Source organism: Pseudoflavonifractor sp. MSJ-37 (assembly GCF_018917965.1).
Taxonomy (GTDB): domain Bacteria; phylum Bacillota; class Clostridia; order Oscillospirales; family Oscillospiraceae; genus Pseudoflavonifractor_A.
The window spans coordinates 24,440-32,563 of the sequence record NZ_JAHLPP010000008.1 but is presented as its reverse complement, the minus strand read 5'-3'; the positions used below and the strand labels follow the sequence as shown (position 1 = coordinate 32,563).

Annotated in this window: 11 protein-coding genes; 7 read left to right on the top strand and 4 right to left on the bottom strand. The window is 64.5% G+C overall.

Features of this window, described 5'->3' with window-relative positions:
* The coding region (locus KQI12_RS12095; protein ID WP_216573710.1) for an S-layer homology domain-containing protein at positions 1–329 on the bottom strand (329 nt) is incomplete at its 3' end.
* 511 nt (positions 330–840) lie between these two features.
* Between KQI12_RS12095 and KQI12_RS12090 the strand changes: the two genes are divergently transcribed.
* The 4 genes from KQI12_RS12090 (at position 841) to KQI12_RS12075 (ending at position 3,722) form a co-directional block, all read left to right on the top strand.
* Positions 841–1,344 carry a hypothetical protein gene (locus KQI12_RS12090; RefSeq protein ID WP_216573708.1) on the top strand — a complete coding sequence of 168 codons (504 nt, stop codon included), beginning with the start codon at positions 841–843 and terminating at the stop codon, positions 1,342–1,344.
* Positions 1,345–1,463: 119 nt separating this feature from the next.
* On the top strand, positions 1,464–2,192 hold the full coding sequence (locus KQI12_RS12085) for a M23 family metallopeptidase (RefSeq protein WP_216573706.1): 729 nt from the start codon (positions 1,464–1,466) through the stop codon (positions 2,190–2,192).
* Positions 2,193–2,296: 104 nt separating this feature from the next.
* Positions 2,297–3,472, top strand: a complete 1,176-nt coding sequence (locus tag KQI12_RS12080; RefSeq protein ID WP_216573705.1) for a nucleoside recognition domain-containing protein — start codon at positions 2,297–2,299, stop codon at positions 3,470–3,472.
* 40 nt (positions 3,473–3,512) lie between these two features.
* A complete protein-coding gene (locus KQI12_RS12075; protein ID WP_216573703.1) occupies positions 3,513–3,722 on the top strand; it encodes a hypothetical protein in 210 nt (69 codons plus the stop codon).
* Between the two features lie 96 nt (positions 3,723–3,818).
* Here the strand turns inward: KQI12_RS12075 and KQI12_RS12070 are convergent, their stop codons facing one another.
* Positions 3,819–4,448, bottom strand: coding sequence for an AAA family ATPase (locus tag KQI12_RS12070; protein ID WP_216573701.1), 630 nt, complete (start codon positions 4,446–4,448; stop codon positions 3,819–3,821).
* A gap of 218 nt (positions 4,449–4,666) precedes the next feature.
* Here KQI12_RS12070 and KQI12_RS12065 point away from each other — a divergent pair, with 218 nt between their 5' ends.
* The 3 genes from KQI12_RS12065 to nifU all read left to right on the top strand — a co-directional run bounded on the left by KQI12_RS12065 (position 4,667) and on the right by nifU (position 6,823).
* A complete protein-coding gene (locus tag KQI12_RS12065; RefSeq protein WP_216573699.1) occupies positions 4,667–5,128 on the top strand; it encodes an Rrf2 family transcriptional regulator in 462 nt (153 codons plus the stop codon).
* Between the two features lie 92 nt (positions 5,129–5,220).
* Positions 5,221–6,408: a cysteine desulfurase NifS gene (gene nifS / locus KQI12_RS12060; protein WP_216573697.1), complete on the top strand. Its 1,188-nt coding sequence runs from the start codon at positions 5,221–5,223 to the stop codon at positions 6,406–6,408.
* Positions 6,398–6,823, top strand: coding sequence for a Fe-S cluster assembly scaffold protein NifU (nifU, locus tag KQI12_RS12055; protein WP_216573695.1), 426 nt, complete (start codon positions 6,398–6,400; stop codon positions 6,821–6,823). Before nifS ends, nifU begins: the two co-directional genes overlap by 11 nt.
* A gap of 128 nt (positions 6,824–6,951) precedes the next feature.
* On the opposite strand, the gene KQI12_RS12050 is transcribed toward nifU, so the two are convergent.
* Together KQI12_RS12050 and spoIIAB are read right to left on the bottom strand one after the other, a co-directional pair.
* A complete protein-coding gene (locus tag KQI12_RS12050) occupies positions 6,952–7,665 on the bottom strand; it encodes a sigma-70 family RNA polymerase sigma factor (protein WP_216573693.1) in 714 nt (237 codons plus the stop codon).
* Positions 7,662–8,111, bottom strand: coding sequence for an anti-sigma F factor (gene spoIIAB, locus KQI12_RS12045; RefSeq protein WP_216573691.1), 450 nt, complete (start codon positions 8,109–8,111; stop codon positions 7,662–7,664). Before spoIIAB ends, KQI12_RS12050 begins: the two co-directional genes overlap by 4 nt.
* Positions 8,112–8,124 lie beyond the last annotated feature (13 nt).

Sequence of the window (8,124 nt, the reverse complement as noted above, 5' to 3'; positions counted from 1 at the left end):
CAGTAGGCGATGTACTTCTCCGCCCAGTGGCCCTGGGTGTCGGTGAAGCTGGTCTTCAGGTTGCCCAGGTTGGGCTCCTTGCCGCCGTTCAGGGCGACACAGACCAGGCGCGCGAAGGACGCGCGGTCGATGTTCTGCTTGGGGGCATAGGTGCCGTTGGTGAGGCCGGCGATGATGCCCAGCTCACTGACCATGGACACGGCATCCTTGTGCTCGATGTCGGCCTTGTCAGTGAACTTCTCGTAGCTCGCAGCACCGGCGGTGGTCATCATGCCCATGACCATGGTAGACGCCAGACCGACGCTGAGAACCTTCTTGAGGTTGCTCATTGAGGATTCCTCCTTGTTTGATTTGAGAAAGCGGCGTTTTCCCCCGTTTTCCCGCACTTTTTCCGAAGAAAACGTGCGGTCGAACGATGGTACGACAGCCCTCACACCTGCCATTTCCGTACTGTTTTCAAGAGGAAAGGGGTATTTTTCGGGGCAAAACGCCCCGAAAAATACCCCTGGTTGACTTTTGGTTGACATGAGATATGATTTCGATACGAAAGAGTCCTGGAAGCCTTGCGCCGCAAGGCTTCCAGGACTCAGGCTGGTTGACATTTGGTTGACATGGGGGGACGAGACCGCTCTCTGACCACCTGGTCCGGCGCGTTTTGTCGAATATTGTCGAATCGTGTCGAAAAAATGAAAAAACAGCGATTTTTAGATATAAACACGATAACATTGAAATCACCGAAGGAATCTGCTATACTATCTATCAGTTGATAGGGCAGTCCGCAGGAATCGATGACGGCTCGCTCCATTCCATATATCGTTAGACATAGAGAGGGAGGATCCCATGCCGGAAAAGATAGAAAACACCGGTCTCTCCACGGCTGGAGACCACACGGTGATCGACAAGCTCTTGGATAGATCCACTGGAAAAGCCGCCATGGCCATCCTGTACGAGTTCACGCTGTCCGAGGACCGGGATGAGCTGGAGTTCGATCTCGCCGCCAAGGACTGGACGCAGTATACTGCTGTGCTGTTCTCCTATACGCCTCCCAAGGGCGCTCCCGCCGGCCAGCTGGTCATGGATCTGGGGGAGGACGCCTACCACTATGTGCCGACCGCTTCCGGTCTGGTCCGCAAGGAGCATCTGGCGGTCGTCTCTGCCGCTCAGGATATGAATGCGCTCTTCCTCCGCAGAGAGCCGGACAAGCCGCTCCAGGCCACGGTCTACTCCGGGCCTGAGGCGTCCATCTCTATGACCGGACCCGATGCGCCTTCCAGGCCGCTCCGTCTCACCGGTCCCATGAAGACCGGTAGCCGCTTTGCGGTGGTCGGCGTCATGGAGCGCTGAACCGATCCCATCGACCGTCGTTCCTCCCGGAACGGCGGTCTTTTTATCTGGAAAAACAGGATGGATCAGGTATGATCCTCCAGCCTCCGGGCAATGATAGGTCCGGAGGTGCAGCACACATGAAACGACCATTCCTGGAACGACTCGGCACCATGCTGGAGGAGAAGGGCTTCTACATAGCCCTTCTCCTGTGCGCGGCAGCGCTCGGGATCTCGGGCTATCATCTTTTCACCGATGGATCTTCCGCACAGGCGGAGGCCCCGGTGGTCGAGCCGGTCACCGTCACCGTCCGGCCGACACCGAAAGAACGTTCGGTCACGCCTCAGAAGCCGCAGGTCAGCGCGACGCCCCGACCCACGGCCCGGCCGAGACCATCGGCCACCGCGGCCCCCTCTCCCAGTCCGCTCCAGACGCCGGACCCGGAGGCGGTGGCTCCTGTCTTTTCGGTCCGCCCGGTAGAGGGAGAGGTCCTGACCCCCTTCAGTACGGACACGCTCACCTACAGCCAGACCATGGGCGATTGGCGCACGCATGAGGGCCTCGACCTGACTGCGGAGCTGGGCACTCCGGTGGCCGCCGCCGCGGAGGGGACCGTCAACGCCGTCCAGCAGGACGAGCTCATGGGGACCATCGTCACGGTGGAGCACACCGGCGGGCTGGTCAGCGTCTACGCCAACCTCTCCACCGAGCCGGTGGTGGAGACCGGAGATCAGGTCCAGGCCGGAGACGTTCTGGGGACCGTGGGCGGCACCGCCGCCGCGGAGAGCGCCGACGAGCCCCATCTCCACTTCGCGCTCCTGAAGGACGGCCAGCCGGTAGACCCGGCAGACTATCTCCCTACTGCCTAAGCCGGCTCGATGCGCAGAACGCCTGCTGACGATCCCGTCGGCAGGCGTTCTTCCCGCATATCGGTCTTTGGGCCTGCATAGGCTCTCCCGGGAGGTGGTCCGTATTGTTCCGACAGTCCTCCCGGGCCTGGGCCCGGGATCTGATCCTGGGGGCGGGGGTGCTCTGCGCCGCTCTGGCTCTGCTCCTCTATCCCACTGAGGCGATGGAGGGCGCCAAGCAGGGGCTCCGTCTGTGCTATAATGTGATCATCCCGTCCCTATTCCCCTTCTTCGTCCTGTCCGCTCTGGTGGTGGAGCTGGGGCTGGCCGCCGGTCTGGGGCGGATGCTGGAGGGGATCATGCGGCCCCTCTTCCGGGTGGACGGCGTCTGTGCCTCCGCCTTCGTACTGGGGGCCATCGGCGGATACCCCGTGGGGGCCAAGACCGCCATCGACCTCTATCAGCAGGGCATGTGCTCCAAGACCGAGGCAGAGCGGCTCCTGGCCTTCTGCAACAACTCCGGTCCGGCCTTCATCCTGGGCGTGGTAGGGACCGGGGTCTTTTCCAGCGGCCGTGTGGGGCTCCTGCTCTATCTGACCCACGCAGCGGCGTCCCTCTGCGTGGGGATCCTCTTCCGCTTTTACAAGGGTGCCGGCGGACGAGCCGCCGGCACTGGCGTCCGGCCCCAGTTCCAGGCCAAACGGTTCCCGGCCGCTCTGACCCGCTCGGTACAGAGTGCCGCCTCCTCCGCCCTGAACATCTGCGCCTTCGTGGTCTTTTTCACGGTGACGATCCGGCTCCTGAGCCTGTCCGGGGCGATGGCCGCGCTGTCCGGGGCGCTGAGCGTTCTGCCGGGCCTGGACCGGGTCTGGGCGGAACGGCTCCTCACCGGTCTGCTGGAGATCTCCTCCGGGGTATGGACCCTCTCCGGGGACGGGCCGCTCCCCGGACGGCTGTCCATGGCGGCCTTCCTGCTGGGCTGGGCCGGGATCTCCGTCCACTGTCAGGTCCTGTCTTTCCTGGGGGAGAGCGGCCTGTCCGCCAAGACCTATCTGGCTGGAAAAGCCCTCCACGGCATCCTGGCCTCCGCCCTCACCGCTCTGGCCGTACGGATGGTCCCCCTGGAGGCCCCGGCGGCCGCCCTGCTGTCCGGACCGGCGGCCGATATGGTCGCCGGTCCCGGCTTCGGAGCGGTCCTGAGCGGCTCCGCCGCATCCGCCGGAGGGCTCCTCCTGGGGATGCTCCTCCTGATCCGGTCAGCCGGAAAAAGGTCTGTTCACCGCCGGTCGGGAGTGATATAATAGGGAAGATGAGGAAACTAGCGAGAAAAGAGGTCACGCCATGCTGTTCAAGAAAGAGATCGAACCCCGGTGCGCCTACTGCGCCCGCGGGACCCAGCTGGAGGAGGGCTCTGTCCTCTGCGCGAAGCGGGGCGTGGTGGATCCGGCCGGCCACTGCCGTTCCTTCCGGTACGACCCCCTCAAGCGGGTGCCGCCCCGTCCCGCCGCGCTGGACCTGAGTCGGCTGGAGGACGAGGACTTCACCCTGTGACGGTCCATCCGCATCCATACTGATAGATGAAACGGCCCAGCGGCGCTCTAAACGCGCCGCTGGGCCTCGTTCTGTGTCTGGCGATCGGGACGCCGCTCATTTCCCCTCGATGCCCTCGTCCTCGGCGGCTCGGACCAGGCGGGCCAGCAGCTCGGCCGTGCCGTCCAGGCCCAGCACACTGCTGTTCACGCAGAGCTCATAGTCCTCGGGCTTGCCCCAGCTCTCGCCGGTGTAGTACTCCGTATAGCCCTTGCGCTGCTTGTCCACCTTGCGGACATAGGCGGCGGCGCTCTTCTCGTCCAGTTGTTCCCGCATCCCGGCCCGGCGGATCCGGTCCTCCCAGGGGGCGCAGATGAACACGCTGTGGTGGGGGATGCCCGCCTTGCGCAGGATATAGCCGGCGCACCGGCCCACGAAGATACAGCTCCCCTCCTTCGCCTTCTCCCGGACCACCTCGCTCTGGAGCCAGAACAGAGTGTCGTTGGGAGAGCCGCCCCGGGTCACCACGGAGCCGTTGCCCTCGTACAGGCTCCGGTAGAGCCAGGGATTGGTCTTGCGCTCGTCCACCTTCTCCAGCCGCTCCAGCTGGATGCCGCCCTTCTCCGCGGCCAGCTCGATCAGCTCATAGTCATAGAAGGGGATGTTCAGGCGCTTGGCCAGCCGACGGCCCACCTCGCGGCCGCCGCTGCCGGACTGCCGGCTCAAACAGATCACAGTATGTTCCATATCGGAACCTCCCTTCAGGAAGTCGAATGATCGTTTCGCCCTCTAAGGGCAGTTTCATTTTATCACTTTTGACATTTGGTGTCAAACTCGGGCGATGATATCCATACAAACTGCACGATCTGTCGAATGGCCCGTATGGTTAGGCAGAGCTTCCCTGTTGAATCCCTACCGCGATCATAGTATAATACAGGCGGAACGACTCGAACGAGGTGAGCGCTTTGAAGATTTCTACTAAGGGCCGTTATGCCCTGCGGGTCATGACCGATCTGGCCGTCCATCGGGACGAGGGGCTGATCCCCCTCCACGAGATCGCCGCCCGGCAGGATATCACCGTCAAATATCTGGAGCAGATCATCGCCCTGCTCAGCCGGGCCGGCTTCCTCCAGAGCGTCCGGGGGAAGAGCGGCGGCTACCGCCTGCTCCGGGAGCCCAAGGACTACACCATGGGGGAGATCCTCCGGGCCACAGAGGGCAAGCTGGCCCCCACGGTCTGCCTGGAGGCGGGACCGGAATGCTGTCACCGGCATCAGCTCTTCGGCGACTGCATGTCCATGGGCTTCTGGCAGGACTTTTATGACACCATCAACCATTTCCTGGACAGCCGCACCCTCCAGGACCTCCTGCCGCCGGAGACGGCCGGGAACGAGGAGGCAAAGGCCGGTCCGGCAGAGGACGATTGAATTTCTACTTGACAGGTAGGAAAATCAGTGCTATTATCATACCAACGAGCTAGGATAACGGACATGACAGTCCTGACAGGAGGCATCCACCTATGTACGTCTACGCGGACAACGCCGCCACCACTGCCATGAGCAAGACGGCGATCCGGGCCATGGAGCCCTATTTCGACACCATCTACGGCAATCCCTCCTCCCTCCACAGCGTGGGTCAGCGGGCCGCCGAGGCCCTGATGGAACAGCGGGCCAAGGTCGCGGCCTGTCTGGGGGCCAAGCCCGAGGAGATCTACTTCACCTCCGGCGGCAGCGAGGCTGACAACCAGGCCATCCGCTCCGCCGCCCTGCTGGGGGCCAAGAAGGGCAAGCGGCACATCATCTCCTCCGCCTTCGAGCATCACGCCGTCCTCCACACCCTGAAGAAGTTGGAGCGGGAGGGCTTCGAGGTCACTCTGCTGGACGTGGGCCCCCTGGGGCTCATCCGGCCCGAGGACGTGGCCGCCGCCATCCGGGAGGACACCGCGCTGGTCACGATCATGTACGCCAACAACGAGGTGGGCACTATCCAGCCCATCGCCGAGATCGGCGCCATCTGCCGGGAGAAGAAGGTCCCCTTCCACACCGACGCGGTGCAGGCCGTGGGCCACATCCCCGTGGACGTGGACAAGGACCACATCGATATGCTCTCCCTCTCCGCCCATAAGTTCCACGGCCCCAAGGGCGTGGGCGTGCTGTACTGCCGGAAGGGCCAGCCTCTGCTGACCTTCATCGAGGGCGGCGCGCAGGAGCGGGGCCGCCGGGCCGGCACCGAGAACTTGGCGGGCATCGCCGGTCTCGCCGCCGCGCTGGAGGAGGCCGTCTCCCATCTGGACGAGAACGCCGCCCACATGACCGCCCTGCGGGACAAGCTGATCGACGGTCTCTCCCAGATCCCCCACTCCCGGCTCAACGGCGACCGGGCGCGCCGGCTCCCCGGCAACGTGAGCTTCTGCTTCGAGGGCATCGAGGGCGAGAGCCTGCTCCTCCTGCTGGACGCCAAGGGCGTGGCCGCCTCCTCCGGATCGGCCTGCACCTCCGGCTCTCTGGACCCCAGCCACGTCCTGCTGGCTCTGGGCCTGCCCCACGAGATCGCCCACGGCTCCCTGCGTCTCTCCCTCTCCGAGTACAACACGGAGGAGGAGATGGACCTGATCCTCAAGGCCGTCCCCGAGGTGGTGGCCTACCTGCGCGATATGTCTCCCGTCTGGGAAGATCTTGAAAAAGGAGTCAAGCACCATGCTATATAGTGAGAAGGTCATGGACCACTTCCAGAACCCCCGCAATCTGGGCAAGATGGAGGACGCCGACGGCATCGGCGAGGTGGGCAACGCCAAGTGCGGCGACATCATGAAGATGTATATCAAGGTCGCCGACGGCATCATCACCGACGTGAAGTTCAACACCTTCGGGTGCGGCTCCGCCATCGCCACCAGCTCCATGGCCACCGAGCTGGTGAAGGGCAAGCCCATCACCGAGGCCGTGAAGCTCACCAATCAGGCCGTGGTGGAGGCCCTGGACGGTCTGCCCGCCCAGAAGATCCACTGCTCCGTCCTGGCGGAGGAGGCCATCAAGGCCGCCGTCAAGGACTACTACGACCGCAACGGCATCTGCTACGACGAGAAGGATCTCGCCCCGGCGGACGAGTGCCCCTGCTGTCATTGATCCGCGTTCTACTCTCTCTTATCTCTTTGGGGACAGGCTCCGGCTGATATGGCCGGGGCCTGTCCTCGTTTTGGGATAGGCGAAACGCCCGCCCGGCTCCCATCTGTAAGGAGCCGGGCGGGCGCGTCTTATGTTTCCTCCAGCAGATGCCGGAGCCTCTCCATGGCCCGCTTCTCGATGCGGGAAATCTGCACCTGAGACACCCCCAGGACCTTGGCGGTCCGGTCCTGGGTATAGCTCCGGAAATACCGCAGGAGGATCACCCGCCGCTCCCGGTCGGGCAGGGCGGCCACGGCGGCGCGGAGGGACTCCCGCTCCACCAGCGCCTCCTCGAAGCCCTCGGCCCCCACGGCGCTCTCCAGCGTGACGCCGTCGCCGGTCTCCGTCTGGAGGGAGGCCACCGGCTGGGCCGCCTCCTCGGCGGCGGCGATCTCCTCCGGCTCCAGACCGGTCTCCTCCGCCAGCTCGGAGAGGGAGGGCTCCCGGCCCAGAGCGGCGGTCAGGCGCTCCTGGGCCTGCCGCAGGACGGCCCAGCGCTCCTTCATGCCCCGGCTCACCTTCACGGCCCCGTCGTCCCGCAGGAACCGCCGGATCTCCCCGGCGATCTTGGGCACGGCGTAGGTGGAGAACTGGCACCCGAAGGCCGGGTCGAACCCCCGCACCGCCTTCAAAAAGCCCAGACAGCCCAGCTGGTACAGGTCCTCCGGGTCCACGCCCCGGCCGTAGTACCGCCGGACGATGCCCCAGATCAGACCGCCGTTCTCGTTCAAGATCCGGGTGCAGGCCTCGTTGTCGCCTTTGCGGGCCTCCTCCAGCAGCTCCGGGGTGTCGGCGACGCTCATGCGCCCCCGCCGATCCGGCGGGCGAGGCGCTTCGTCATGGTGACGGCGGTGCCCTTCCCCGGGGCGGAACGGACCTTCACCCGGTCCATGAAGCTCTCCATGATGGTGAAGCCCATGCCGGAGCGCTCCTCGTTCCCGGTGGTGAAGAGGGGCTCCATGGCCTTGTCCACGTCCGGGATGCCCACGCCGCTGTCCTTCACCAGGATCTCCACCGTGTCCCGGCCGTAGATCCGCAGGCGGAGCAGGATCTTTCCAAGGGCGTCCGGGTAGGCGTGGACGATGCAGTTGGTGACCGCCTCGCTGACGGCGGTCTTGATGTCGTTGATCTCGTCCAGCGTGGGATCCAGCTGGGCGGCGAAGCAGGCCGCCGCCGTGCGGGCGAAGCCCTCGTTGGAGGAGCGGCTGAGGAAGGTCAGCGCGGCCTCGTTTTCCGGTCTCTGTCTCATATATGTATCCCCC

What these genes read in the sequence shown, in the direction of transcription:
- KQI12_RS12070 (WP_216573701.1), bottom strand. Translation starts at nt 4,448, where the DNA reads ATGGAACATACTGTGATCTGTTTGAGCCGGCAGTCCGGCAGCGGCGGC.
- KQI12_RS12075 (WP_216573703.1), top strand. Translation starts at nt 3,513, where the DNA reads ATGCTGTTCAAGAAAGAGATCGAACCCCGGTGCGCCTACTGCGCCCGC.
- nifU (WP_216573695.1), top strand. Translation starts at nt 6,398, where the DNA reads ATGCTATATAGTGAGAAGGTCATGGACCACTTCCAGAACCCCCGCAAT.
- nifS (WP_216573697.1), top strand. Translation starts at nt 5,221, where the DNA reads ATGTACGTCTACGCGGACAACGCCGCCACCACTGCCATGAGCAAGACG.
- KQI12_RS12090 (WP_216573708.1), top strand. Translation starts at nt 841, where the DNA reads ATGCCGGAAAAGATAGAAAACACCGGTCTCTCCACGGCTGGAGACCAC.
- KQI12_RS12085 (WP_216573706.1), top strand. Translation starts at nt 1,464, where the DNA reads ATGAAACGACCATTCCTGGAACGACTCGGCACCATGCTGGAGGAGAAG.
- KQI12_RS12050 (WP_216573693.1), bottom strand. Translation starts at nt 7,665, where the DNA reads ATGAGCGTCGCCGACACCCCGGAGCTGCTGGAGGAGGCCCGCAAAGGC.
- spoIIAB (WP_216573691.1), bottom strand. Translation starts at nt 8,111, where the DNA reads ATGAGACAGAGACCGGAAAACGAGGCCGCGCTGACCTTCCTCAGCCGC.